The organism is Variovorax sp. Root318D1, assembly GCF_001424835.1.
Classification (GTDB): Bacteria; Pseudomonadota; Gammaproteobacteria; order Burkholderiales; family Burkholderiaceae_C; genus Variovorax.
Window position 1 is genome coordinate 327,460 of the sequence record NZ_LMCQ01000020.1, and the last position, 24,570, is coordinate 352,029.

Genomic DNA, 24,570 nt, shown 5'->3' on the forward strand with positions numbered 1-24,570 from the left:
CGGGAGCATGCGCAACCCGCCATTTTAGCCGATCGGGTTCGAATGAAACCGGCCTCCAGCGCCCGCCAATCCTGTATGAAATGCTATTTAAAAAGTAGCAACCTATTCAGTGATGCCCGCGCGTGCGAGCAGATCGCTGACCAATTCGAGCCGCATCAGCGGGCTGTCGAGTTCCATGAGCCGTTGCCGGAGTTCGAGTTGCATCGGCACCAGTTCGCACCAGCGGTTGGCCACCCAGCCGCAATCGTTGAACTGATATGGCTCGCCGATGGGCAGGCGCACGGCTTCGGCACCCTGCGCGCGGCGGCGCTCTTCGAGGGTGTCTACCAGGCGCCGCAGTGCCGTGGCGGTGTGCTGGAGGTCGTCCGGAATCTCGATCGCCGCGTCTTCGAGTACGGCCGCCACCTCGGCCACCCACAACCCGTGCTTCTGCAATTCGGTACTGCGAATGCGAAAACGTTGGGTACCGACGCATTCGATCTGCAGCAGTCCGCTCTGCGGCGAATCGAATTCGCGGATGACGGCCAACGTGCCGACGGCGGCGAAGCTTTCCACATCGGCACCTGCCTTGCGGACCTCGCTGCCGCTCGTGAGGCTGACAACGCCGAAAGGCGCGTCGGCCTTGCGGCATTTGCCGATCATGTCGAGATAACGTACCTCGAAAATACGCAGTGGAAGCACGCCGCCGGGAAACAGGACGGTTCCTAGCGGGAACAATGGCAGTGAATGAAGAATGGGCTGTGTCGTCATCGAGGAACCTTGCATGGCTATCATCGCATTCCCCTCACGACCACGCCCCATGCTCTACCAGATCCCCTCGTTTCTTCTCGACGTGATCGTCGGCCTGCTCGGCGGCGCCTGCCTGCTGCGCCTCTACATGCAGTACCACCGGGTGCCGTTCGGCAATCCGCTCGGCCGCTTCATATTTGCAATCACCGACTGGATCGTGATGCCGCTGCGCCGCATCGTGCCCGCGGTCAAGCGCTGGGACCTGGCGAGCCTGATTGCCGCATGGCTGCTGGTGCTCGCGAAGTTCCTGCTGCTGTGGCTTCTGGTCGGCAACCTGGGACGGATCGCGGCCTTGCCGCTGGTCTCCCTCGTGGGGCTGATGCAGCTGGCCATTTCAGGCCTCACGGCGCTGCTGGTGGTCTATGCGGTGCTGTCGTGGATACCGGGTGCCTCGCCGGTGCTGCTCGACCTGATTTCCCGGCTGGCCGAACCGCTGGTCCGGCCGTTTCGGCGCTTTATTCCGCTGATCGGCGGCGTGGACCTGTCGCCCCTGGCCGCCATCGTGGTGCTTCAGGTGATTGCCATCGTGCTGGGCAACCTGCTGGTCTGGGCCTACCGGCTGGGCTGACGCCCAGCCTTTGTCTTCTTGATCAGATGACTGCGTCGGCGGGCTGGCGCAGCAGCATCGCCAGCGTGCTTGCGATGGTCTTACGCAGTTCGCGGCGGTCGCTGATGAAGTCGATTGCGCCCTTGGTCTGCAGGAACTCGGCGCGCTGGAAGCCCTCGGGGAGCGTCACGCGCACGGTCGACTCGATCACGCGAGGACCGGCAAAGCCGATCAGCGCCTTGGGCTCGGCAATGACCACGTCGCCCACAAAGGCGAAGCCGGCCGAGACGCCGCCCATGGTCGGGTCGGTCAATACGCTGATGTAAGGCAGGCCCTTCTTCGCGAGGCGCGTGAGCGCTGCGTTGGTCTTGGCCATCTGCATCAGCGAGAGCAGGCCTTCCTGCATGCGCGCACCGCCGGTGGCGGTGAAGCAGATGAACGGCACCTTTTGCTCGATGGCCGTCTCGACGCCGCGCACGAAGCGCTCGCCGACCACGCTGCCCATGCTGCCGCCCATGAATTCGAATTCGAAGCAGGCCACGACCACGCTGATGCTGTGGACCGAGCCACCCATGACGATCAGTGCATCGGTCTCGCCGGTGTTCTCCAGGGCTTCCTTGAGCCGTTCAGGGTATTTGCGGCTGTCCTTGAACTTGAGTGCGTCGACGGGGAGCACTTCCTGCCCGACCTCGTAGCGGCCTTCGGCATCGAGGAAGGCGTCGAGCCGTGCGCGCGCGCCGATGCGGTGATGGTGGTTGCAGCTCGGGCAGACGTTCTGGTTGTGCTCGAGATCGGTCTTGTAGAGAACGGTCTCGCAGGCGGGGCATTTGATCCACAGGCCCTCGGGCACCTGGCGGCGCTCCGACGGGTCGGTTTGTGCGATCTTGGCGGGTAGCAGTTTTTCAAGCCAGCTCATAAGACTCCGGATTTAGCTCCCCTCTCCCGCCATGCGGAAGAGGGGCTTGGGGGTGAGGGCACCCGCGATTATCGGCCAGCCGCGTTCTTGGGGGTAGCCGCAGGCAGCGCATCGAGCGCCTCGCGGATGCCAGCCAGGAATTCGCTCACCGCAGGCACGACCTTTTCGCGCGGTTGTCCGTCGATCAACTGGATGATCTTCGTCCCGATCACCACCGCATCGGCGGCCGAACCCACCGCCTGCGCGGTGCGCGCATCGCGGATGCCGAAACCCACGCCGACGGGGATGTTCACGTGCTCGCGGATGCGCGGGATCATCTGGCCGACCGCCTCGGTGTCGAGGTGGCCCGCGCCCGTCACGCCCTTGAGCGACACGTAGTAGACGTAGCCGCTCGCGATGCGTGCGACCTGCGCCATGCGCTCGCTGGTGCTGGTGGGCGCCAGGAGGAAGATCAGGTCGATGTTCGCGGCCTTGAGTTCGGCGGCAAAGCCTTCGCACTCTTCGGGCGGGTAGTCGACCACCAGGAGGCCGTCGACACCGGCTGCCGATGCATCGCGAATGAAGGCCTTCTTGCCGTGCACGAGGTCATAGCGCTCGACCGGATTCGCGTAACCCATCAGCACCACAGGCGTTGCCGTGTCCTGCTGGCGGAATGCGGCCACCATGGCGAGCACCTGCTTCATGCCGATGCCCATGGCCAGCGCGTCCTCGCCGGCTTTCTGGATCACCGGACCGTCGGCCATCGGGTCGGAAAACGGCACGCCGAGTTCGATCACGTCGGCACCCGCCGCGACCATGCCGTGCATCAATTCAGGCGTGATGTCCGCGTAGGGGAAACCTGCGGTGACGTAGGGAATCAGGGCGCGGCGGCCGTCTTTTTTCAGCGCGTCAAAGGTGGCGGCAATGCGGCTCATCACTTGCCTCCCTTCACGCTCAAGCCGCGCATCGAGGGCCGGTCGTAGAAGTCGACGCCCGACAGGTCGGCCACGGTGCCGATGTCCTTGTCGCCGCGGCCCGAGAGGTTCACGAGAATGGACTGGTCCGGCCGCATGGTTTTTGCGAGTTTCATGGCATAGGCCACGGCGTGGCTCGATTCGAGGGCCGGAATGATGCCTTCGGTGCGGCACAGGTAGTGAAAGGCTTCGAGTGCCTCGGTATCGGTGATGCCGACGTACTCGGCCCGGCCGATGTCGGCCAGGTAGGCATGCTCGGGGCCCACCCCCGGGTAGTCGAGCCCCGCGCTGATGCTGTGGGTCTCGGTGATCTGGCCGTCTTCGGTCTGCAGAAGGTAGGTGCGGTTGCCATGCAGCACGCCCGGGCTGCCGCGCAGGATCGAGGCCGCGTGCTTGCCGCTGTCGAGCCCTTCGCCTGCCGCCTCGACGCCCACCAGGCGGGTGCCCGCGAACGGAATGTAGGGGTGGAAGATGCCCATGGCATTGCTGCCACCGCCCACGCAGGCCACCACCACGTCCGGCTGCCGGCCTTCGGCCTCGCCGGTGATGCCTTGCGCCGCGAGCATGGCGGGCATCTGGTCGATGCACTCGGTTCCGATCACACTCTGGAAGTCGCGGACCATCGTCGGATAGGGGTGCGGACCGGCCACGGTGCCGATGATGTAGAAGGTGTTTTCCACGTTCGTCACCCAGTCGCGCATCGCCTCGTTAAGCGCGTCCTTCAGCGTCTTGCTGCCCGATTCGACCGGCACCACGGTGGCGCCGAGCAGATTCATCCGATAGACGTTGGGACTCTGTCGCTTCACGTCCTGGCTGCCCATGTAGACCACGCATTCGAGCCCGTAGCGCGCGCAGATGGTGGCCGTGGCCACGCCATGCTGGCCGGCGCCGGTTTCGGCAATCACGCGGGGCTTGCCCATGCGGCGCGCGAGCATCGCCTGGCCGATCACGTTGTTGATCTTGTGTGCGCCCGTGTGGTTGAGGTCTTCGCGCTTCAGGTAGATCTGCGCGCCGCCCATCTCGCGGCTGGTGCGGGCCGCGTGGTAGACCGGCGAGGGCCGGCCGACGAAGTGCTTCAGCTCGTAGTGGAATTCGGCGAGGAACGCCGGATCGTCCTTGAACTTCGCATAGGCGTCGCGCAGCTCGTTGATCGCGTGGGTGAGCGTTTCGCTCGCGAAGGTGCCGCCGTAGTTGCCGAAATGGCCGGTGGCGTCCGGTTGCTGGTAGTCCTGGATATGGCTTTGCATGGTTCTCGATCGTTGGGCCGCAGCCCCAAATGACGATCGGGGTGCGGCGGCTAACTGGAGAAGGACGCGTCGGCGGCTCTGACCGCTGCGACGAATTGCCGGATTTTTGCGGCGTCCTTCAGGCCCTTGTTCCCGGGTCCGTCGATTTCGACGCCCGAGCTCACATCAACGGACAGCGTCTTGCAGCGCGTCCGCACGATGCGAATGCCATCGCTCACGTTTGCAGGTGTGAGCCCACCACTCAAGACGAGGTGAGCGTCGACGGCGGGTGGAAGAAGTGACCAATCGAATGCCTTGCCGCCACCGCCATAACCTTCGACATGGGCGTCGAGCAGGATGGCCTGGGCGTGGGAGTAATCTGACGCGTATTTTACGAGGTCGAAGCCCGCTCCGGCAGCCCCGAGCGGAATGCGCGCGGCGCGCATGTAGCGAAAACGGCCCGGGCCGGTGGATTCCTCGCACTGTTCCGGCGTTTCTTCGCCGTGAAACTGCGCGATGGCGCCCTTCACTCGAGCAAGCGATGCTATGACTTCAAGAGCATCCTCGTTGACGAACAGCAGCACGGGGGTGATGAAAGGAGGCAACCGGGAAGCCAGTTCGGCGGCGCGAGCGGCCGTCACGGCGCGGGGGCTCGCGGGATAGAGCACGAAGCCCACGGCATCGGCGCCCGCCTCGACCGCGGCATCGACGTCGGCCTCACGCGTGAGGCCACAGATCTTGATGCGGGTGCGGGGAAGCGTCATGGCGGCCCATCATAAGGAGCACCGCCAGCCTGCAGCGTGGCCTCCGCCGGCAGACCCCACTTGGCGTCGTACAACGGCCCGAGAAAGTACAGCCCATCGGCGGAGAAGGTGGGTGCCGCCACCTTGCGGCTGCGGGCTTCGAGCACCTCGGTGATCCACTCCGGCCGCTCGTCACCGCGGCCGATGCGCACGAGGCAGCCCATCAGGTTGCGGATCATGTGGTGCAGGAAGGCATCGGCCTCGAATTCGAAGTGCCAGCGGCAGCGGTCGCCCGCGCCCACACGCGTGATCTCGATGCGTCGCAGGTCCTTGACCGGCGACCGCGCCTGGCAGGCGGAGGCGCGGAAGGAGCTGAAGTCATGCTGGCCGACCAGCAGGGCGGCCGCGGCGCGCATCGCATCACCGTCGAGCGCATGCATCGACCAGCCAACGCGGCCAGAGTCGAGGCTGGGCCTCACCGGTGACTGCGACAGCACGTAGAGGTAGCGGCGGGCCAGCGCGCTCGCACGGCAATGGAATTCGTCGGGAACCGGATGCGCCCATTGCACGGCGATGTCGTCGGGCAGATAGCGATTGGTGCCGCGCATCCAGGAGAAGGGCTCGCGCTCGACGTCGGTGTCGAAGTGCACCACCTGCATCAGCGCATGCACGCCGGCATCGGTGCGGCCGGCGCACAGCGTGCCGATGGGCTGTGCGGCAAATTTGCCCAGCGCGGCTTCCAGCTTGTCCTGTACCGTGCGGCCCGAGCGCTGGCTTTGCCAGCCCTCGTACGCTTGGCCGTTGTAGCGGATGCCTAGCGCCAGCCTCACGAAATCAAAAGGACGGGAAAAGCCGCTTTAGCGCAGCTCGGCGAGCAATTGCTTCGCCTGCGACTTGAGGTCGCCAGCGCTTTCAGCTTCGACTTCCTCGACCAGCGAGCGGGCGCCTTCAACGTCGCCGATGGCCTGCAGCTCGCGCGCCAGCGACAGTTTGACCGCATGGGGGCTGTCGTCGCCGTCGTCGTCTTCGGGCATGGTGGCGGAGGGCCTCGCCGCCTCGGCGGTTCCGGCCGCCGGACGGGAGGGAAGGCCGGCCAGCGCGCTCATGTCGAATTCGATGAAACCCGAATCCGCGGGAAGACCGCCGCGCAGTGCCGCCGGGCGGGTGTTGGCATCGGCATCGGATTCGTTGAGCGCCGAAGGGCGTGTGACCGGCGACAGTGCGCCGGGGGCCGTGTCGAAATCGTTTTCCAGATCCACCGGTGCAGCGGGTGCATGCGCATGGCCGTTGGACAAGGGAGCGGCTGCGGCGGCGGGCGCTGCATACGCTGCCTTCGGCAAACTGGCGCTCACGGGTGCTGGGCTGGGTGCTGGCGGCTGGCTCAGGTCCAGATCGAAGTCCAGCGGCGCGACGGAGGGCACGAAGGCCGGCGTGGGCGCCACGGCGACGGGAGCCGCGGCGGGTGCCGGCGCAACCACTGCAGCGGGTTTGGCTGCCGAGGCCAGGGCGCCAGCGAAGGCGGCGCTCTCGGCCGGGCTCACGCCACGGGACGAACCCGATTCGTACAGCGGATTGCCCGGATCGAGGTCCTTGCCCATGTCGACCACACGGTTCCAGTCGGAACCGTTGCCGTTGGTCAGCTTGTGCACTTCGGTTGCCAGGCCTTCGAAGGCCCGAACGTCGCGGCGCTTGGCATGGATCTCGAGCAGCTTGAGATGGATAGCCGTGCGGTCAGGGCTCACGCGCAGGGCTTCGCGAAGAATTTCCTCGGCCTGCAGGTCGCGGCCATAAGCCAGGTACACGTCCGCTTCGGCCACAGGGTCGACGTCGCCGGCATCGAGCTGGCTCGGCGAGTACGACAGCGATGAGACGCTGGAGTCGCCACGGTGTTTGGTGTCGACCGATTCGCCGCCGCTGGCGCCGAAGAAGGAATCCTTCGGAATGCGGCTCTCGAGGAACACGCTTTCGCTCATTTCCTCGCGCCGGCGGCCCAGCACGCGATAAAGCAGGAAGCCGACCAGCAAGGCGATCAGCGCGGCGCCGGCAATCATCAGCGGGTTGTCGAGCAATTCGTCGAAGAAGCTGCGTTCCGCCGGAGGCGGCGGCGGGGCTGCCTTGACCACCGGCTTGGGAGCGGGTGCGGGGGCAGCAGCAGCGGCGCTGGCTGCCGCTGCGGGAGCGGTAGGCGCGGCATCGGAAGGTGCGGTTGCCACGGGCGCAGTGGCTGCCGCAGGTGCTGCGGCCACTGTCGCGGCAGCCGTTGCCGGAGTTGCGGGCGTCGATGCAGCGGCCGGAGTCGGGGCTGGTACTACGGGCGCGGCGGCGGGTGCTGCGGCAGTGGCAGGCGCTGGCGCTGCAACCGGTGCGGGCGCCGCTGCTGGCGGCGATGCGGTGGCAGCCGTGCCTGGATTGGGAACCGGAATGCCTGGCGCCGCGGGTGCAGCGGCCGAACCCGTGGCCGGTGCCGCGGTGCCGGTGGCCGCCTTGAGCTTGGCGAGTTCGTTGATGTTCTTGGAAAGCTCCGCTACGCGGTTGTTGCTGTCCTGTGCCTGACGGGTCTGCGCAACCTTTTCGTCGGCGGCGCGGGCGGCTGCGTTGCCCTGCGAGATCGTCAGCTTGTCGGGTGCGCTTGCCGCGGCATTGCGGTCTTCGACATTGGCTTGCAGCTTGCCCGTCGCCTTGCGGCTGGCGGCGGCCACATTGGAGGTGGGCGCGTTTTCGGCCAGGCGCTGGCGGTAGGCACCGAAATCACGGCTTTGGGCGGTGATAGTGCGCCGCGCTTCCGACGGCAGGATGGCGCCGGCTTCGGCCGCGCTTGGCAGGTCGAGCACGGCACCCGCTTTCATGCGGTTGATGTTGCCGCCGACGAAGGCATCGGGGTTGGCGAGCAACAGCGCCACGAGCATCTGGTCGAGCGAGATGTCCGCCGGCTTGTAGGCACCGGCGATCTTGCCGGCGGTATCGCCGCGCTGAACGGTAACCTGCTCGCTGCTGCCAGCGGGGCGAGCCGTGGCTGCGGCACTGGGCGCTTGCGGTGCGGCCGACGCGGGCGCCGGCGCTGCCGCTGCCGGAGGGGCCGTGACTGGTGCGACCGGCGCAGCCGGTGCACGCTCGCGGCGTGCGCGAGCTGCTGCGGCGGCGGGACGCTCAACCGGCGTGCTGACCTGCGGCGCAGCGGGCGCGATCGGTGCGCTTGGCGCTGCCTGGCGGGTTACGGGCGGATCGAGCAGCACGGTGTAGTCGCGCACAATGCGGCCCGTCGAACCGTTGGCTTCGAGCAACAGGTCGATGAAGGGATCGTTGAGCGGACGGGTGCCAGTCAACCGGACGACGTACTGCCCGCCAGCGCGGCGCTGCAGCGTGGCCTTCACGTCGCTCAAGGCGGCGTTGTAAGGCACGCCCGCTTTCTTGAAAGCGTCGGCGTTCGCGACGTTGATCTTCAGGCTTTCCGCGTCGGCGGCAGCCATCTCGGTCACGTCGATCTCGGCGCGAAGCGGTTCGCCCAGGGCCGACTGCACCTTCAACTGCCCCAGCGCGAAAGCGCTGGCGTCGGTGCTTGCGATGCCCAGGACCACCGCGATAGCTGCGCCGAGAACGGAGAGGCGAAGTCCGTTCAGGGGTAGGGAGGGGCGAGCGGCCGATGGGCGGGCCGCGGGCAACAGATGTCTTGTCATGCTGATAGGGGCGGCTCAGGCCCAGAAATTGTAAGAGGACGTTAGCATCATCACCGGGTGCTGACAAGGCGGTGCGCCCGTTCTACCCAGTGCGCGCATACTTACGCACACATTTAATGTTGCCATATGGCAACATTCTCGGTCTGGGAAGAGCCCTGGCACCCCATCAGGCATCAAGCAAGATGCGCAGCATGCGGCGCAGCGGTTCCGCCGCGCCCCACAGCAACTGATCGCCGATGGTGAACGCGCCGACGTATTCAGGGCCCATTGCCAGCTTGCGAATGCGGCCTACGGGGATGTTCATGGTACCCGTCACGGTCACCGGCGTCAGGTCCTTGACCGTGGCTTCGCGGGTGTTGGGCACCACCTTCGCCCAGGGGTTGTCGGCTGCGATCATCGCTTCGATGTCCGCCAGTGGCACGTCCTTCTTGAGCTTGAAGGTCAGCGCCTGGCTGTGGCAGCGCATGGCGCCCACCCGCACGCAGAAGCCGTCGACCGGCACGGCGGCACTGCCGAAGCCCGCGCCCTGGCCGAGGATCTTGTTCGTCTCGGCCCCGGCCTTCCACTCTTCCTTGGACATGCCATCGCCCAGATCCTTGTCGATCCAGGGGATCAGCGAACCGCCGAGCGGGGCGCCAAAGTTGGCCGTTTCGGAGGCGCTCAGGTTCTGCTGCTTGTGCAGTACCTTGCGATCGATTTCGAGAATGGCCGACTTCGGGTCGTCCAGCAGGGCGCGCACTTCGGCGTTGAGCGTGCCGAACTGCGTCAGCAGCTCGCGCATGTGCTGTGCACCGCCGCCCGACGCTGCCTGGTAGGTCATGCTGGTCATCCACTCGACCAGGCCCGCCTTGTAGAGGGCGCCCACGCCCATGAGCATGCAGCTCACGGTGCAGTTGCCGCCGATCCAGTTCTTGCCGCCGTTGGCGAGAGCGTTCTGGATCACCGGCAGGTTGACGGGGTCGAGCACGATGATCGCGTCGTCCTGCATGCGCAGGGTGGAGGCGGCATCGATCCAGTGGCCGCTCCAGCCCGCGGCGCGCAGCTTGGGGAACACCTCGCTGGTGTAGTCGCCGCCCTGGCAGGTGATGATGATGTCGCACTTCTTCAGTGCGTCGATGTCGTTCGCATCCTTCAGCGCGGTCTCGTTCTTCGCCATGGCCGGGGCCTTGCCGCCGGCGTTGGAGGTCGAGAAGAACAGCGGCTCGATGAGCCCGAAGTCGCCTTCGGCCTGCATGCGGTCCATCAGGACCGAGCCGACCATGCCACGCCAGCCGACGAGGCCGACCAGAGGTTGAGATGCGTTCGCCATTTCAGTTTGCCCTATAAAAAGAAAGAAAAAAGTTGTCTTTTCTTGCCCCCGACTCGTCGAGCCGGGGAGGGGCGTGACGAAGCGGGCTGCGGTTAGCCGGTAATCGTCTTTTTGGTGATTGCTGCAACGACCGCGTCGCCCATCTCACGGGTGCCGACGCGCTTCGTACCTTCTGACCAGATGTCACCCGTGCGCAGCCCGGAGGCGAGCACGTGCTTGACCGCCGACTCGATACGGTCGGCAGCTTCGGCTTGGTTGAGTGAAAAGCGGAGCATCATGGCAGCGGACAGTATTGTAGCCAAAGGATTGGCAACCCCTTTTCCCGCAATGTCGGGCGCGCTGCCGTGGCTGGGCTCGTACAGGCCCTGGTTGCTCGAATTGAGCGAGGCCGACGGCAGCATGCCGATGGAACCGGTGAGCATGGCGGCCTCGTCCGAGAGGATGTCGCCGAACATGTTGCCGGTGACGATCACGTCGAATTTCTTGGGTGCTTTCACGAGCTGCATGGCCGCGTTGTCGACGTACATGTGGTCGAGCTCGATGTCCGGATAGTCCTTGTGCACCTCGGTCACGACGTCCTTCCAGAACTGGAAGGTCTCGAGCACGTTGGCCTTGTCGACGCTGGTCACGCGCTTGTTGCGCTTGCGGGCCGCCTCGAAGGCCACGCGTGCGATGCGCTCGACCTCGGGACGCGAATAGCGCATCGTGTCGAAAGCCTCTTCGGCACCCGGAAAGTGGCCGTCGACGGCCGTGCGGCGGCCGCGCGGCTGGCCGAAGTAGATGTCGCCGGTCAGCTCGCGGATGATGAGGATGTCGAGGCCGGAAATCAGTTCGGGCTTGAGGCTCGATGCGCCCACCAGTTGCTCATAGCAGATGGCGGGGCGGAAGTTCGCGAACAGGCCGAGGTTCTTGCGCAGCCCAAGAATGGCCTGCTCAGGGCGCAGCGGGCGGTCGAGCTTGTCGTACTTCCAGTCGCCGACCGCGCCGAACAGCACCGCGTCGGCTTCCTTCGCAAGCTTGAGCGTCGATTCGGGCAGCGGATGGCCGTGCGCCTCGTAGGCCGCACCGCCGACCAGCGCAGATTCCATTTCGAACGAGAGGTCGAGCGCGTCGAGCACCCTGATGGCCTCGGCCACGATTTCAGTGCCGATGCCGTCACCCGGGAGAACTGCGATTTTCATGATTTGGTCTGAGGTTTGAGAACGGATATACGAAGGGCGATCAGGCGATCATCGTGTGCGCGAGCCAGGGCTTCTGTGCCAGGCGCTCGGCCTCGAAAGCCTTGATCTTGTCCTGGTGGCGCAGCGTCAGGCCGATGTCGTCCAGCCCGTTGATGAGACAGTACTTGCGGAAGGCCTGCACGTCGAATGCGAATTCGCCGCCGTCGGGCTTCACCACGACCTGGCGTTCCAAGTCGATGGTCAGCGTGTAGCCGGGGAAGGCAAGAGTCTCGTCGAACAGCTGCGCAACTTGCGCCTCGGGCAGCACGATGGGCAGGAGACCGTTCTTGAAGCTGTTGTTGAAGAAGATGTCGGCATAGCTCGGCGCAATGATCGCGCGAAAGCCGTACTGGTCGAGCGCCCACGGCGCATGTTCGCGCGACGAACCGCAGCCGAAGTTCTTGCGCGCCAGGAGGATCGACGCGCCCGCGTAGCGCGGCTGGTTCAGCACGAAGTCGGGGTTGGGTTTGCGGCTGGCCGGGTCCTGGCCCGGAAAGCCGGCATCCAGGTAGCGCCATTCGTCGAACAGGTTCTGGCCGAAGCCGGTCTTGCGGATCGACTTGAGAAACTGCTTTGGAATGATTGCGTCGGTGTCGACGTTCTCGCGGTCCATTGGCGCCACGAGGCCCTTGTGCACGGTGAATTTCTGCATGTGATGTCTCCAGGTCAGGCCAGATCAGGAAAAAGTGCGCACGTCGACGAAGTGGCCGTGCACGGCAGCGGCCGCGGCCATGGCCGGGCTCACGAGGTGGGTGCGGCCACCCGCGCCCTGGCGGCCTTCGAAGTTGCGGTTGCTGGTCGATGCGCAGCGCTCGCCGGGCTCCAGGCGGTCAGCGTTCATGGCCAGGCACATCGAGCAGCCGGGTTCGCGCCATTCGAAGCCCGCGGCCTTGAAGATGATGTCGAGGCCTTCGCGCTCGGCCTGTTCCTTCACCACACCCGAACCCGGCACCACCAGTGCGAGCTTCACGTTCTTTGCGACCTTCTGGCCGAGCTTCTTCACCACTGCGGCGGCTTCGCGCATGTCCTCGATGCGGCTGTTGGTGCAGGAGCCGATGAACACCTTGTCAACGAAGATGTCGTTCATCGCCTTGTTGGGTTCGAGGCCCATGTAGACCAGCGCGCGCTCGATGGCGCCGCGCTTGCTGGCGTCTTTTTCCTTCTCGGGATCGGGCACGCGGCCGTTGATGTCGACCACCATTTCAGGCGAGGTGCCCCAGGTCACCTGCGGCTGGATCTGCGTGGCGTCGAGCTCGACCACGGCGTCGAAGTGCGCACCCGGGTCGGACTGCAGCGTGCGCCAGTAGCTCACGGCCTGTTCCCACTCCACGCCGGTCGGTGCGAGCGGGCGGCCCTTCACGTAGCTGATGGTTTTTTCGTCGACCGCCACCAGTCCGGCACGCGCGCCGGCCTCGATGGCCATGTTGCAGACCGTCATGCGGCCTTCCATGCTCAGGTCGCGAATGGCCGAGCCCGCAAACTCGATGGTGTAGCCCGTGCCGCCCGCGGTGCCGATCTTTCCGATGATCGCCAGCACGATGTCCTTGGCCGTGCAGCCGAGCGGCAGCTTGCCCTCGACCTTCACGAGCATGTTCTTCGCCTTCTTGCCGAGCAGCGTCTGCGTGGCCATGACGTGCTCGACCTCGCTGGTGCCGATGCCGTGCGCCAGTGCGCCGAAAGCGCCGTGCGTGGAGGTGTGCGAGTCGCCGCAGACAACGGTCATGCCAGGCAGCGTGGCACCCGATTCGGGCCCGATCACGTGAACGATGCCCTGGCGTTTGCTCAGAAACGGAAAGAACGCGGCGGCGCCGAATTCCGCGATGTTCTTGTCCAGCGTGGTGACCTGCTCCTTGCTGGTCGGGTCGGCAATGCCTTCGTAGCCGCGTTCCCAGCCGGTGGTGGGCGTGTTGTGGTCGGCCGTGGCCACCACCGAGCTGATGCGCCACAGCTTGCGGCCGGCCACGCGCAGGCCTTCAAAAGCCTGCGGGCTGGTGACTTCGTGCACCAGGTGGCGGTCGATGTAGAGGATCGCGGTGCCGTCTTCCTCGGTGTGGACGACGTGTTCGTCCCAGATCTTGTCGTAGAGCGTGCGTGCCATGTCGGTCTCTTGCTTTCGTGGGGAGGTGAATTGTCTTGTTTTCTGACGCGCTATGCGGCCAGCGGCTCGGCGGCATCGTGAGCGGCCAGGGGCGTGTGCAGGTGGTTGACCAGCGTGCGCGCGGCCACCGGCAGGGTGGAGAAGTCGCGCGCCACCAGGCGTATTTCGCGGTTCGACCAGGCGTCGTTCAGGGCTACGCTGCACAGGCGGCTGCCAATGCCCGCTTGCAGCAGTTCGAACGCGCGCTGCGGCATTACGCCGATGCCCAGGCCGTTGTCGATCATGCGGCACATGGCGTCGAGCCCGGTCACGTGGATGCGCAGCTTGACGCTGCGTCCGGCTTCCACGGCGGCTTGGTGCATGGCCACGTAGATCGAGCTGTTGGTGTGCAGGCCGACGTGGTCGAAGTCGAGCGAGGCGCTGAAATCGATCGGCCCCTGCGTAGCCAGAGGATGCGCGGCCGGCACGATCAGCGCCAGCCGGTCGTGGCGGTAGGGCAGCGTCTGCAGTTCATTGGTGCCGTCCGGAACGTGGCAGATGCCCAGGTCGGCGGCGCCTTCCTGCACCGCGCGCACCACCTCGGCACTCAGGTGCTCCTCGAGGTCGATCTTGATCGCGTCATGTTCGCGCGTGAAGGCGCCAAGGTCCTCCGGGAGAAACTGAACGATGGCCGAGATGTTGGCATGCACCCGCACGTGGCCGCGCACGCCCTCGGCGTATTCGCTGAGTTCGCCCTGCATCTTCTCGAGGCTGTAGAGCACAGAACGCGCATGGTGCAGCAGGCTTTCGCCCGCGGGCGAAAGGTCGACCCCGCGCGCGTGGCGGTAGAGGAGGGTGGTGCCCAGCGTGGCTTCCAGGTCCGACAGCCGCTTGCTGATGGCCGAGGCGGCAATGAATTCGCGTTCCGCCGCGCGCCCGATGCTGCCGAGTTCGCACACAGCCACGAACAGCTGCAGCGACGTGAGGTCGATGCGCCGGGCGAAATTGCGTTCGGAAGTGCTCATGGGGCTTTGGACATCGCGTCTGGCGATGAGTTCGCCATTTTCCCTGGGTTTTGGCGCATCTGCCATCGTCATGTGCGATGGGTTCGTTGCCCTGGGGCGACGAGTCCCGGCCGCCCCACACGACAACACGCCCCGCCCCTCGCTTTGCAGCGAGGGGCGGGGCGTGCGTGGGTTTGCGCCGGAAGGCCCGGTGCCTACTGGCGCTTCTTGGCGGCGTCCTCGACCTTTTCGCCACCCTTCTGGATGTCCTGGCCGGCACCCCTGAAGGTGTTGCAGCCACCCAGCGGGACGGCGAGTGCGAACGCGACGGCGATCAGCGCGGCAATTTGCTTCATGACGGGTCTCCTGTAGGCGTTGAAAAAGGCGACCCGAAGCCGGGCCTCCGATGCACAACGTACCGATGCCGCGCAGCCAGCCCTGTCAGCCAAGACGCAAAAAAGCTGCCCGAGGGCAGCTTTCCGGGGTGAGCGGCAGGGCGCCTTCAGCGTTGGCCGATGGGCTTCACGTCGCGCTTGGGCGAGCCTTCGAACAGCTGGCGCGGGCGGCCGATCTTGTACTCGGGGTCGCCGATCATCTCGTTCAGCTGGGCAATCCAGCCGACCGTGCGGGCCAGCGCGAAGATCGCGGTGAACAGCGGCACCGGGATGCCGATGGCGCGCTGGACGATGCCCGAGTAGAAGTCGACGTTCGGGTAAAGCTTGCGCGACACGAAGTACTCGTCTTCGAGGGCGATCTTTTCCAGTTCCTTGGCCAGCTTGAAGAGCGGATCCTGTTCCAGGCCCAGCTCGGTCAGCACTTCGTTGCAGGTCTCCTGCATCAGCTTGGCGCGCGGGTCGTAGTTCTTGTACACGCGGTGGCCAAAGCCCATGAGCTTGACGTTCGAGTTCTTGTCCTTGACCTTCTTGATGAACTCGCCGATCTTCTCCACGCCGCCTTCCTTCTGGATGTCGTAGAGCATGTTGAGCGCCGCTTCGTTGGCGCCGCCGTGGGCCGGGCCCCAGAGGCAGGCCACGCCGGCCGCAATGGCCGCGAAGGGGTTGGTGCCCGACGAGCCGCACAGGCGCACGGTCGAGGTCGATGCGTTCTGTTCGTGGTCGGCGTGCAGGATGAAGATGCGGTCGAGCGCGCGCTCGAGCACCGGGTTCACCTTGTACTCTTCGCACGGCGTGGCGAACATCATGTGCAGGAAGTTGCCTGCGTAGCTGAGTTCGTTCTTCGGGTACATGTAGGGCTGGCCCACGGTGTACTTGTAGGCCATGGCCACGAGCGTCGGCATCTTCGCGATCAGGCGGATCGCGGCGATCTCGCGGTGCTCGGGATTGTTGATGTCCGTGCTGTCGTGATAGAAGGCCGACAGTGCGCCCACCAGCCCGGTCATGATGGCCATCGGGTGTGCGTCGCGGCGGAAGCCGCGCAGGAAGAACTGCATCTGCTCGTTGACCATCGTGTGGTTGGTCACGAGCTTGGTGAAGTTGGTCTTCTTGGCCTGGTCCGGCAGCTCGCCGTAGAGCAGCAGGTGGCAGGTTTCGAGGAAGTCGCAGTTGGTTGCGAGTTGCTCGATGGGGTAGCCGCGGTACAGCAGTTCGCCCTTGTCGCCGTCGATGTACGTGATGGCCGACTGGCACGCGGCGGTCGACATGAAACCCGGGTCGTAGGTGAACATGCCGGTCTGCGCATACAGCTTGCGGATGTCGATCACGTCGGGGCCGACGGTGCCCTTGTAGATCGGCAGTTCGACGCTGTCACCACCGTTGCTGAACGACAGCGTGGCCTTGATATCGGAAGCTTTCATTTCGGGTTTCTTTCAGAGGAGTATTCAGGAGGGCGAAGAGGAAACGGAGGTTGCGGGACGCTGTGCGCCGTCGGTACGCATCAACTGCAGCAGTTCGACCACCTCGGCCCCGGCCCATGCGGGCTCGGGCTCCTTTCTTCGCAGCAGAAGATCGAGGAGGTCGTTGTCCGACAGGTCCATCAATGTCTCCATCGCTCCCGCCTGGCCGTTGGTCATGTGGGATTCGTGCCGCTCGAAGAAGCGGGCGATGAACAGGTCGTTCTCTAGCAAGCCGCGCCGGCAGCGCCATTTCAGCTTGCTCAGCGCTCGTTCGCTGATCGGCTGTGCGAGTTCGGCAGCGGTTTGCATGGTTTCTCTCGGCAAAGTTCAGATGGCGCGGCGCACCATCAATTCCTTGATCTTGCCGATCGCCTTGGTGGGATTCAGGTTCTTAGGGCACACGTCGACGCAGTTCATGATCGTGTGGCAGCGGAACAGGCGGTACGGATCTTCGAGGTTGTCCAGGCGCTCGGCGGTGGCTTCGTCACGGCTGTCGGCGATGAAGCGGTAGGCCTGCAGCAGGCCGGCCGGGCCCACGAACTTGTCGGGGTTCCACCAGAAGCTGGGGCAGCTGGTGGAGCAGCTCGCGCACAGGATGCACTCGTACAGGCCGTTGAGCTCGTCGCGCTCTTCGGGCGACTGCAGGCGCTCCTTCTCGGGCGGCACGTTGTCGTTCTGCAGGTATGGCTTGATCGAGTTGTACTGCTTGAAGAACTGCGTCATGTCCACGATCAGGTCGCGGATCACCGGCAGGCCCGGCAGCGGCTTCAACACAATCGTGCCCTTGAGCGTGAGCATGTTGGTCAGGCAGGCGAGGCCGTTCTTGCCGTTGATGTTCATCGCGTCGGAACCGCAGACGCCTTCGCGGCACGAGCGGCGGAACGACAGCGTGGGATCTTGCGCCTTGAGCTTCATCAGGGCGTCGAGCAGCATGCGCTCATGGCCGTCGAGTTCGATCTCGATTGTCTGCATGTAGGGCTTGGCGTCCTTGTCCGGGTCGTAGCGGTAGATCTGGAATGTGCGCTTCATCGTGAAACCTTGTGATGTTGTTCTTGTTTAGAACGTACGGACCTTGGGAGGAACGGAGTCGACCGTCAGCGGCTTGAGGTTGACCGGCTTGTAGGAGAGGCGGTTGTCCTGGCTGTACCAGAGCGTGTGCTTCATCCAGTTGGCGTCGTCGCGGCCGAGCGGCGCGACCGGGTCGTCGGCCGGGCGTTCGTAGTCTTCGACCGTGTGCGCGCCGCGGCATTCCTTGCGGGCGGCGGCCGAGACCATCGTGGCCTGCGCCACTTCGATCAGGTTGTCGACTTCGAGCGCTTCGATGCGCGCGGTGTTGAACACCTTGGACTTGTCCTGGAGGCCGATGGCGTTGACGCGCTCGCGCACGGCGGCGATCTTGACCACGCCTTCATCCATCGAGGCTTGCTTGCGGAACACGGCGGCGTGCTGCTGCATGACGGCGCGGATCTCGCCGGCCACGTCCTGCGCGTACTCGCCGCCGGTGGCTGCTTCGAGCCGGTTCAGGCGCTCCAGCGTGCGGTCGGCGGCATCGGCCGGCAGCGGCTTGTGCTCTTTCAGCTTGTCGTTGAATTCGACGATGTGGTTGCCGGCCGCGCGGCCGAACACCAGCAGGTCGAGCAGCGAATTGGTGCCCAGGCGGTTGGCGCCGTGCACGCTCACGCAGGAGCATTCGCCCACGGCGTAGAGGCCGTTCACCACCGCGCTGTTCTGTTCGCCTTGCTGAACGACGACCTGGCCGTTGATGTTGGTCGGGATGCCGCCCATCTGGTAGTGGATGGTCGGCACGACGGGAATCGGTTCCTTGGTGATGTCGACGTTGGCGAAGTTGACGCCGATTTCGTACACCGAGGGCAGGCGCTTGTGGATGGTCTCGGCACCGAGGTGGTCGAGCTTCAGCAGCACGTAGTCCTTGTTGGGACCGCAGCCGCGGCCTTCCTTGATTTCCTGGTCCATCGAGCGCGACACGAAGTCGCGCGGTGCCAGGTCTTTCAGCGTGGGCGCATAGCGCTCCATGAAGCGTTCGCCGTTGCTGTTGAGCAGGATGGCGCCTTCGCCGCGGCAGCCTTCGGTCAGCAGCACGCCCGCGCCGGCCACGCCGGTCGGGTGGAACTGCCAGAACTCCATGTCCTGCAGCGGAATGCCCGAGCGCGCGGCCATGCCAAGGCCGTCGCCGGTGTTGATGAAGGCGTTGGTCGAGGCCTGGAAGATGCGGCCTGCGCCGCCGGTGGCCAGCAGCACGGTCTTGGCCTGCAGGATGTGCAGGTCGCCGGTTTCCATTTCGAGCGCGGTGACGCCGACCACGTCGCCTTCGGCATCGCGGATCAGGTCGAGGGCCATCCACTCGACGAAGAACTGGGTGCGGGCTTCGACGTTCTTCTGGTAGAGCGTGTGCAGCATCGCGTGGCCGGTGCGGTCGGCCGCGGCGCAGGCGCGCTGCACGGGCTTCTCGCCGTAGTTGGCCGTGTGGCCGCCGAACGGACGCTGGTAGATCGTGCCGTCGGGGTTGCGGTCGAAGGGCATGCCGAAGTGCTCGAGCTCGTACACGACCTTCGGTGCTTCGCGACACATGAACTCGATCGCGTCCTGGTCGCCGAGCCAGTCGGAACCCTTGATCGTGTCGTAAAAGTGGTAGTGCCAGTTGTCCTCGCTCATGTTGCCGAGCGATGCGCCCACGCCGCCTTGGGCAGCCACGGTGTGCGAACGGGTCGGGAACACCTTGGACAGTACCGCCACGTTCAGGCCCGCGCGGGCCAGCTGCAGCGATGCGCGCATGCCGGAGCCGCCGGCACCGACGATGACGACGTCGAACTTGCGCTTGGTGATTTGGTCTTTTGTGTAGGTCATGGTGGGGACGGGGTCAGATCTTCCAAAGCACTTGAATGGCCCAACCCGCACAACCGACAAGCCAGACGATGGTGAAAATTTGCAGGGCGAGGCGAATGCCGACAGGCTGGACGTAGTCCATCCACACGTCGCGCATGCCCACCCACACGTGATAGAGCAGGGAAACGATCACGGAGAAGGTCAGCACCTTCATCCACTGCGCGGCGAAGATGCCGGCCCAGAGGTCGTAGCCGAGAGGGCCGCGCGTGAAGATCAGCTGCGCGAGCAGGATGATCGTGAAGAGCGCCATCAGGCCGCCCGTGATGCGCTGGCTGAGCCAGTCGCGCAAACCGTAATGTGCGCCGACGACGATGCGCTTGGAGCCGTAATTCACAGACATGGGGGCTCCTTCTCAGTACAGGCCGAACAGCTTGGCGCCGAGCACCACGGTGAGCAAGACGCTCAGGACCAGCGTGACCAGGGCGGAGCTGTGTCCGAACTCCTTGGTGACGGCGGAGTGGCTCACGTCCATCCAGAGGTGGCGCAGGCCGGCGATGAAGTGGTGCAGGTAGGCCCAGATCAGCGCGAGAACCACCAGCTTCAAGAACCAGCCTGGAACAAAACCAAGGCCGCTGTTGAAGGCGGCCTTGAACCTGGCGAACGAATAGTCGGACGAGAGCGAGGTGTCGAACATCCAGATGATGAACGGCAGCAGCAGGAACATGAGGACGCCGCTCACGCGGTGCAGGATCGACACGATGCCGGCCGGCGGCAGCCGGTAGGTCGTGAGATCGGTGAAGGCGTTGATGTTTCGGAATTCGCGGCGCGGGGGCCGTGGAGGGGTTGCAAGCTCTGACATTGGGGGAAGGCTTTCGTGGCTTGGTGGCTTGTTCTGATGTTCTGAGAGCGAACGCTTTTGTTTCTTCTGCGGAATGCAAACAACGCAAAATTCTATTGCAATGCACCATTGCCCGGCGGCGGTGCCCGTGAGGGGGCCAGGCAGCAGTCGGATGCTATTGAGTTGGTAGCGTGCTGCGCACGGGTCGCGGGCGCTTCGGCGCAGTTGGGTCGGCAGGTCATCTGGATGCGGTCTCAGCCGAGCTGGTTGCGATAGTGGTGCGTGTCGGTGCGATAGAGGCCGCGGCGCAATTCCATCGGTGTGTCGTGGTACGTATGCGCCAGGCGCTCCACGCTGAGCAAGGGCATCTGCAGCGACACGTCGAGCAGCGCCGCCTGCTCGGCATCGGGCAGCACGGCGCGGATCTTTTCTTCGGCGCGCACCATGCGCACGCCGAACTCTGTTTCGAACATGGCGTACATCGGGCCCGGCCAGGCACGCAGCCGCTCGGCGGTGAGGCCCTTGAAGGGCGCGCCGGGCAGCCAGAGGTCTTCGAGGATGGTGGGCACGCCTCCATAGGCGAGCACGCGCCGCACCTGCAGCACCGCATCGCCGGTGCGCAGTCCCAGCGCACGCGCCACGTCGGCCGAGGCACGCTGGCGGCGGCAGTCGACGATGGTGCGCTCGGCGGGGCCTTCGGTGCTCGGGGTGCCGACGTCGGGCACTAGCTTGAGAAATCGGTATTGCACATGCTGCTCGGCGTGCGTGGCAACGAAGGTGCCCTTGCCCTGGCGCCGCACCACGAGGTTTTCGGCCGAGAGTTCGTCGATGGCCTTGCGCACCGTGCCCTGGCTCACGCGATAGCGCACCGCCAGGTCCATCTCGCTCGGAATGGGCTCGCCCGGCTTCCACTCGCCGGCCTGCAGGCTCTGCAGGATCAATGTCTTGATCTGCTGGTAGAGCGGACTGAAGGAGGGCGTCGCGGAATCTTCGAGGACGTTGGCGGCATTCATGGCAGCGGTGGGGTGCGCCGTGGCGGAACCTCCGAGCATATCTTATATAAGACATAAGACGGCGTTCATCGAATCGGCTTAAAATGCGGGCCGGCCTGCGCCGCGGGAAGGATTCCCGCCCTGCAGCACCGTCGGCGCCAAGCGCGCCCGCCGATACCGTTTCACCACCTTCTGGAGTCTTCCCATGAGCAAAAAACCCGTCCGCGTTGCCGTCACCGGTGCCGCCGGCCAAATCGGTTACGCCCTGTTGTTCCGTATCGCGTCCGGCGAAATGCTCGGCAAAGACCAGCCGGTCATCCTTCAGCTGCTCGAAATCCCCGACGAGAAGGCCCAGAAGGCCCTCAAGGGCGTGATGATGGAACTCGACGACTGCGCCTTCCCGCTGCTGGCTGGCATGGAAGCCCACGGCGACCCGATGACCGCCTTCAAGGATGCCGACTACGCCCTCTTGGTCGGTTCGCGTCCGCGCGGCCCGGGCATGGAGCGTGCCGAGCTGCTGGCCGTCAACGGCGCCATCTTCACGGCCCAGGGCAAGGCGCTGAACGCCGTTGCCAGCCGCAACGTCAAGGTGCTGGTGGTCGGCAACCCGGCCAACACCAATGCCTACATCGCGATGAAGAGCGCTCCCGACCTGCCGCGCAAGAACTTCACCGCCATGCTGCGCCTGGACCACAACCGCGCTGCCAGCCAGATCGCCGCCAAGACCGGCAAGGCCGTGGCCGACATCGAAAAGCTGGTCGTGTGGGGCAACCACTCGCCCACCATGTACGCCGACTACCGTTTTGCCACCATCAAGGGCGACAGCGTCGCCAAGATGATCAACGACCAGGAATGGAACGCCAACACCTTCCTGCCGACCGTCGGCAAGCGCGGCGCGGCCATCATCGAGGCACGCGGCCTGTCGTCGGCTGCCTCGGCCGCCAACGCTGCCATCGACCACATGCGCGACTGGGCCCTTGGCACCAACGGCAAGTGGGTCACCATGGGCATCCCGTCGGACGGCCAGTACGGCATTCCCAAGGACACGATGTTCGGCTTCCCGGTCACCTGCGAGAACGGCGAGTACAAGCTGGTCGAAGGCCTGGAAATCGACGCCTTCAGCCAGGAACGCATCAACAAGACCCTGGAAGAGCTGCAAGGCGAACAAGCCGGCGTTGCACATCTGATCTAAGCAGACTGGCCGGCATGCTCGACTGGAACCCCGCGCTCTACCGTCGCTACGAGGACGAGCGCACCCGACCCGCACAGGAACTCCTGGCGCGGGTGCCGTTGCAAGAGGCGGCCCGCGTGGTCGACCTCGGCTGCGGGCCGGGCAATTCCACCGAGCTGCTGGTCCATCGGTTCCCGAAGGCGCAAGTCGTCGGGACCGACAACTCCGAAGCCATGCTGGTCAGTGCGCGAGAGCGTCTGCCGCAAGCGCGCTTCGAGTTGAGCGACATCGCGACCTGGGCGCCGCAAGAAGCGCCCGACCTCATTTATGCCAACGCAGCCCTGCAATGGGTGCCGGACCACGAAAAGCTGATCCCGCGCCTCTTCGCTGCACTGGCCCCGGGTGGCGTGCTCGCCATCCAGATGCCCGACAACCGCGACGAGCCCACGCACCGCCTGATGCGCGCCGTGGCGGCCGAGGCGCCCTGGGCCGAGCCCATCGGCGATGCCGACCGGCTGCGCACGCTGCTGTTGCCGCTCGGCGGCTACTACGACTTGCTCGCGCCCACTGCGGGAAAGGTCGATGTGTGGCACACCATCTACCAGCACCCCATGGCCGATGCCGCGGCCATCGTCGAATGGGTGCGCGGCACGGGGCTGAAGCCTTTCGTCGACCGGTTGCCGGCCGACCTGCGGGCCAGCTATCTCGCCGAGTACGAGCGCCGCGTGAACGAGGCCTATCCCGCCCGCGCCGACGGCAAGCGATTGCTGGCCTTTCCTCGCATGTTCATCATGGCGCAGAGAAAAGCATGACGAAGTCCGTTCATCCCGGCGAAGTGCTGCTCGGCGCGCAAGCCGGCGCCGTGACGCTGCCCGTGTGCGATCACTACAGCGGCGTTGAAGCGCGCATGAAGAAGAGCCTGGCGCTGCAGGCCGAAATGGCCGATGAATTCGGTGCCTGCGTGTTCGACGTCACGCTCGATTGCGAAGACGGTGCCCCGGTGGGCGGCGAGGCGGAACATGCCGCGCTCGTGACTGAGCTGGCCCTGGCCGCCAAGCCCGGCATGCGGGTCGGCGTGCGCGTGCATCCTGTCGATCACCCGGCCTTTGCCGGCGACGTGATCACCATTGCCGGCCGCGTGGGCCACAGGCTCAGCCACTTGATGGTGCCCAAAGTCGAGTCCGTCGCCGATGTGGTGCAGGCGGTGGCTGCACTCGAGGCCGCGGATGCTGACGCGCTGCCGCTGCACGTGCTCATCGAATCGCCGCTGGCCGTGCACAACGCCTTCGAAATTGCGGCGCATCCGCGCGTGCAATCGCTGAGTTTCGGCCTGATGGACTTCGTTTCCGCCCATGCGGGCGCCATTCCGGCCGATGGGATGGGGGCTGCCGGCCAATTCACGCATCCACTGGTGGTGCGTGCCAAGCTGGCCATCGCATCCGCGGCGCATGCGTACGGCAAGGTGCCGTCGCATTGCGTCGTCACCGAGTTCAACGACACCAACGCCATGCGCATGGCAGCCCGCAAGGCGGCCACCGAATTCGGCTACACACGCATGTGGAGCATTCATCCGAACCAGATCCGGCCCATCCTCGAGGCTTTTGCGCCGGACGAGGCGCAGATTCAAATTGCCACAAAAATCATTACAAATGCGGCCCTCGCAAATTGGGCGCCGACCCAAATCGATGGCACATTGCACGACCGCGCGAGCTATCGCCATTTCTGGCAAGTGCTGACGCGTGCCCACGCAACAGGGCGCGCGTTGCCTCCAGAGGCTAAAGCCTGGTTTGCACTCGCGGCCTCCTGAAACTTCCGAATCCAGCCTCAAGGAAACACCCATGAAGAAAATTGCCCTGATCGCAGCCCTGGCCCTGGCGCTCCCGTTTGCCGCCACGGCGCAGACCACGCCCGCCAAGCCGGCTGCCAAGGCCGAAGCCAAGAAGGCCCCGCCCAAGAAGCAGGTCAACCGCAGCGCCGCCAAGGCGGTCGAGGAAGTCACCCCCATCGCCGATGAATCCAGCATCGTCCTGACCGAGGCCGACCTGGCCGTGGCCAAGCGCGTTTCGCTCGGCAAGGCCCAGTGCGAGCTCGGCGCCGACGTGACCGTGGCCGCCGACGAGAAGAAGCCCGGCTTCTTCAACGTGTCGACCAAGGGCGTGAAGTACCGCATGCACCCGGTTGAAAGCCGCACCGGCGCCATCCGCCTCGAAGACCCCCGCGCCGGCGCCATGTGGCTGCAGCTGGGCAACAAGTCGATGCTGATGAACCAGAAGGCGGGCCTGCGCATTGCCGACGAATGCCAGACGGCCGAGCAGGTTGCGTTTTCCGAAGAAATGAAGAAAAACCCGCCGAAGAGCCTGTTCGAAGGCGCTGACGCAGCCAAGAAGTAAGAGTCCCCACACGGGGTGCGGCGCG

At 65.2% G+C, this 24,570-nt stretch carries 25 protein-coding genes; 5 read left to right on the top strand and 20 right to left on the bottom strand.

The window, feature by feature from the left end:
* Positions 1-102 precede the first annotated feature (102 nt).
* Positions 103-774, bottom strand: coding sequence for an LON peptidase substrate-binding domain-containing protein (locus ASC78_RS18315; protein ID WP_055804237.1), 672 nt, complete (start codon positions 772-774; stop codon positions 103-105).
* 25 nt (positions 775-799) lie between these two features.
* Here ASC78_RS18315 and ASC78_RS18320 point away from each other — a divergent pair, with 25 nt between their 5' ends.
* Complete coding sequence (locus ASC78_RS18320) at positions 800-1,357, top strand: YggT family protein (protein ID WP_055804239.1); 558 nt, start codon at positions 800-802, stop codon at positions 1,355-1,357.
* 22 nt (positions 1,358-1,379) lie between these two features.
* On the opposite strand, the gene accD is transcribed toward ASC78_RS18320, so the two are convergent.
* From accD to ASC78_RS18415, 19 genes are all read right to left on the bottom strand, one after another.
* Positions 1,380-2,252, bottom strand: a complete 873-nt coding sequence (gene accD, locus ASC78_RS18325; protein WP_055804242.1) for an acetyl-CoA carboxylase, carboxyltransferase subunit beta — start codon at positions 2,250-2,252, stop codon at positions 1,380-1,382.
* Between the two features lie 68 nt (positions 2,253-2,320).
* Positions 2,321-3,166 (bottom strand): tryptophan synthase subunit alpha, encoded by an 846-nt coding sequence (gene trpA, locus ASC78_RS18330; RefSeq protein ID WP_055804246.1) that lies wholly within the window; start codon positions 3,164-3,166, stop codon positions 2,321-2,323.
* Positions 3,166-4,440, bottom strand: a complete 1,275-nt coding sequence (trpB, locus tag ASC78_RS18335) for a tryptophan synthase subunit beta (RefSeq protein ID WP_200934328.1) — start codon at positions 4,438-4,440, stop codon at positions 3,166-3,168. The genes trpA and trpB overlap by 1 nt, the downstream gene beginning before the upstream one ends.
* A 62-nt stretch (positions 4,441-4,502) precedes the next feature.
* A complete protein-coding gene (locus ASC78_RS18340) occupies positions 4,503-5,195 on the bottom strand; it encodes a phosphoribosylanthranilate isomerase (protein WP_055804251.1) in 693 nt (230 codons plus the stop codon).
* A complete protein-coding gene (gene truA, locus ASC78_RS18345; protein ID WP_055804254.1) occupies positions 5,192-6,004 on the bottom strand; it encodes a tRNA pseudouridine(38-40) synthase TruA in 813 nt (270 codons plus the stop codon). The genes ASC78_RS18340 and truA overlap by 4 nt, the downstream gene beginning before the upstream one ends.
* Positions 6,005-6,031: 27 nt before the next feature.
* Positions 6,032-8,749, bottom strand: a complete 2,718-nt coding sequence (locus ASC78_RS18350; protein WP_443082731.1) for a FimV/HubP family polar landmark protein — start codon at positions 8,747-8,749, stop codon at positions 6,032-6,034.
* 265 nt (positions 8,750-9,014) lie between these two features.
* Positions 9,015-10,157 carry an aspartate-semialdehyde dehydrogenase gene (asd, locus tag ASC78_RS18355; RefSeq protein WP_055804259.1) on the bottom strand — a complete coding sequence of 381 codons (1,143 nt, stop codon included), beginning with the start codon at positions 10,155-10,157 and terminating at the stop codon, positions 9,015-9,017.
* Between the two features lie 92 nt (positions 10,158-10,249).
* Complete coding sequence (gene leuB / locus ASC78_RS18360) at positions 10,250-11,338, bottom strand: 3-isopropylmalate dehydrogenase (RefSeq protein WP_055804262.1); 1,089 nt, start codon at positions 11,336-11,338, stop codon at positions 10,250-10,252.
* A gap of 40 nt (positions 11,339-11,378) precedes the next feature.
* Positions 11,379-12,029 carry a 3-isopropylmalate dehydratase small subunit gene (leuD, locus tag ASC78_RS18365; protein WP_055804265.1) on the bottom strand — a complete coding sequence of 217 codons (651 nt, stop codon included), beginning with the start codon at positions 12,027-12,029 and terminating at the stop codon, positions 11,379-11,381.
* A gap of 24 nt (positions 12,030-12,053) precedes the next feature.
* Positions 12,054-13,475, bottom strand: a complete 1,422-nt coding sequence (leuC, locus tag ASC78_RS18370) for a 3-isopropylmalate dehydratase large subunit (protein WP_055804269.1) — start codon at positions 13,473-13,475, stop codon at positions 12,054-12,056.
* Between the two features lie 50 nt (positions 13,476-13,525).
* A complete protein-coding gene (locus ASC78_RS18375) occupies positions 13,526-14,479 on the bottom strand; it encodes a LysR substrate-binding domain-containing protein (RefSeq protein ID WP_055804272.1) in 954 nt (317 codons plus the stop codon).
* Between the two features lie 194 nt (positions 14,480-14,673).
* Positions 14,674-14,814 carry an entericidin A/B family lipoprotein gene (locus ASC78_RS18380; RefSeq protein ID WP_055804275.1) on the bottom strand — a complete coding sequence of 47 codons (141 nt, stop codon included), beginning with the start codon at positions 14,812-14,814 and terminating at the stop codon, positions 14,674-14,676.
* 146 nt (positions 14,815-14,960) lie between these two features.
* Positions 14,961-16,271, bottom strand: a complete 1,311-nt coding sequence (gltA, locus tag ASC78_RS18385) for a citrate synthase (RefSeq protein ID WP_055804278.1) — start codon at positions 16,269-16,271, stop codon at positions 14,961-14,963.
* 24 nt (positions 16,272-16,295) lie between these two features.
* Positions 16,296-16,619, bottom strand: a complete 324-nt coding sequence (locus ASC78_RS18390; RefSeq protein WP_055804281.1) for an FAD assembly factor SdhE — start codon at positions 16,617-16,619, stop codon at positions 16,296-16,298.
* Between the two features lie 18 nt (positions 16,620-16,637).
* The gene (locus ASC78_RS18395; protein ID WP_055804283.1) at positions 16,638-17,339 is read right to left on the bottom strand and encodes a succinate dehydrogenase iron-sulfur subunit; all 702 of its coding nucleotides are present in this window, start codon (positions 17,337-17,339) and stop codon (positions 16,638-16,640) included.
* Between the two features lie 27 nt (positions 17,340-17,366).
* Positions 17,367-19,175, bottom strand: a complete 1,809-nt coding sequence (gene sdhA / locus ASC78_RS18400; RefSeq protein WP_055804286.1) for a succinate dehydrogenase flavoprotein subunit — start codon at positions 19,173-19,175, stop codon at positions 17,367-17,369.
* A 13-nt stretch (positions 19,176-19,188) separates the two neighbouring features.
* Positions 19,189-19,554: a succinate dehydrogenase, hydrophobic membrane anchor protein gene (sdhD, locus tag ASC78_RS18405; RefSeq protein ID WP_055804289.1), complete on the bottom strand. Its 366-nt coding sequence runs from the start codon at positions 19,552-19,554 to the stop codon at positions 19,189-19,191.
* A gap of 12 nt (positions 19,555-19,566) precedes the next feature.
* The gene (gene sdhC, locus ASC78_RS18410; protein ID WP_055804292.1) at positions 19,567-20,013 is read right to left on the bottom strand and encodes a succinate dehydrogenase, cytochrome b556 subunit; all 447 of its coding nucleotides are present in this window, start codon (positions 20,011-20,013) and stop codon (positions 19,567-19,569) included.
* Positions 20,014-20,246: 233 nt separating this feature from the next.
* A complete protein-coding gene (locus ASC78_RS18415; protein WP_055804409.1) occupies positions 20,247-21,005 on the bottom strand; it encodes a GntR family transcriptional regulator in 759 nt (252 codons plus the stop codon).
* A gap of 184 nt (positions 21,006-21,189) precedes the next feature.
* On the opposite strand from ASC78_RS18415, the gene ASC78_RS18420 reads away from it, so the two are divergent.
* The 4 genes from ASC78_RS18420 to ASC78_RS18435 are packed head-to-tail and all read left to right on the top strand — an operon-like array spanning position 21,190 to position 24,545.
* The gene (locus ASC78_RS18420) at positions 21,190-22,176 is read left to right on the top strand and encodes a malate dehydrogenase (RefSeq protein WP_018903264.1); all 987 of its coding nucleotides are present in this window, start codon (positions 21,190-21,192) and stop codon (positions 22,174-22,176) included.
* Positions 22,177-22,190: 14 nt separating this feature from the next.
* Positions 22,191-22,967 (top strand): trans-aconitate 2-methyltransferase, encoded by a 777-nt coding sequence (tam, locus tag ASC78_RS18425; protein WP_055804294.1) that lies wholly within the window; start codon positions 22,191-22,193, stop codon positions 22,965-22,967.
* Positions 22,964-23,962 carry an HpcH/HpaI aldolase/citrate lyase family protein gene (locus ASC78_RS18430; RefSeq protein WP_055804297.1) on the top strand — a complete coding sequence of 333 codons (999 nt, stop codon included), beginning with the start codon at positions 22,964-22,966 and terminating at the stop codon, positions 23,960-23,962. The genes tam and ASC78_RS18430 overlap by 4 nt, the downstream gene beginning before the upstream one ends.
* 31 nt (positions 23,963-23,993) lie before the next feature.
* Positions 23,994-24,545, top strand: coding sequence for a hypothetical protein (locus ASC78_RS18435; protein ID WP_055804301.1), 552 nt, complete (start codon positions 23,994-23,996; stop codon positions 24,543-24,545).
* Positions 24,546-24,570: the final 25 nt, after the last annotated feature.